The sequence below is a fragment of the Morganella morganii genome (genome assembly GCF_041099235.1).
Lineage (GTDB): Bacteria > Pseudomonadota > Gammaproteobacteria > Enterobacterales > Enterobacteriaceae > Morganella > Morganella morganii_E.
In genome coordinates this window covers 1-1249 of record NZ_JBFZSO010000023.1, presented here as the reverse complement: position 1 = coordinate 1249, position 1249 = coordinate 1, and the positions used below count along the sequence as shown (strand labels likewise).

Below are 1249 nucleotides of genomic sequence, written 5' to 3'. Positions count from 1 at the left end.
TGTAGTGGTCAACTAAAATTGGCCACGGTTTTAGAGTTTTTCCGGTATTGGTTTTCTGATTCGTTTGGTGGTAATCCACCGTTATATTCATGCGGCCTGACTTCGCTGTAATACCCGACGATATAATCCGTTATTGCATGGGCTGCTTCACTGAAGCTGATGTAGCCGGTCACCGGCACCCACTCATTTTTCAGACTTCTGAAGAAGCGCTCCATCGGGCTGTTATCCCAGCAGTTACCACGCCTACTCATACTTTGTTTTATCCGGTATCGCCACAGTAACTGTCGGAACTGCCTGCTTGTATAGTGGCTACCCTGATCACTGTGGAACATGAGCCCGGATGGCTTATTTCGTATTTCCCATGCCATTTTCAGCGCTTTGGTTGTCAGTTTGCTGTCCGGAGAAAATGACATTGCCCAGCCCACGGGTTTCCTTGCGAACAGGTCGAGTACAACGGCCAGGTATGCCCAGCGTTTACCGGTCCAGATATACGTTACGTCGCCGCACCATACCTGATTGGGCTCTGTCACTGCGAACTGTCGCTCAAGGTGGTTCGGGATAGCAATGTGTTCATGACCGCCACGTTTATACCGGTGAACAGGCTGCTGACAGCTCACCAGCCCCATCTCCTTCATTAGCCGTCCGGCAAGCCATCGTCCCATCCGGAAGCCCCTGTGTGTTGCCATTACAGCGATACTTCTTGCACCTGCTGAGCCATGACTGAGGCCGTGCAGCTCCTGAACCTGACTACGTAATACGGCTCTCCTGCCGTCCGGATTGTCAGGCCGGTTTTCCCGGTATCTATAGCTGCTGCGGTGAACTCCGAACACGCAGCAAAGAGTGGCCACAGGATAATGCGCTCTGAGTTTCCCGATCACCGAGACCTGTTCAGGGAGTCTGACATCAAGAGCGCGGTAGCCTTTTTTAATATTTCGTTTTCCATTTCAATACGTTGAATTTTTTTCTTCAGCTCACGTATCTCAATTTGTTCCGGCGTGATAGGGGATGCTTTCGGTGTTTTGCCTGCCCGTTCGTCCCGTAATTGCTTTACCCACCGCGTCAAGGTGGAAAGCCCGACATTCATGGCTTTCGCGGCATCTGCAACTGTATAGTTCTGATCCACAACCAGCTGGGCTGATTCACGTCTGAATTCTGCACTGAAATTTCGTTTTTTCATTAAGGCACCTGTGTTGTTCTGAGGTGAGCATATCACCTCTGTTCAGGTGGCCAAATTTATTAAACCACTACA

Annotated in this window: 1 protein-coding gene; it reads right to left on the bottom strand. The window is 50.3% G+C overall.

What is annotated here, in order from left to right; genetic code table 11:
* Positions 1–8: 8 nt before the first annotated feature.
* Positions 9–1177, bottom strand: a protein-coding gene (locus AB7038_RS18065) for an IS3 family transposase (protein WP_166685554.1) whose coding sequence is annotated in 2 segments (ribosomal slippage) — positions 9–928 and positions 928–1177 — 1170 coding nt in all. Because the reading frame shifts where the segments join, the coding sequence is not laid out codon by codon here.
* Positions 1178–1249: the final 72 nt, after the last annotated feature.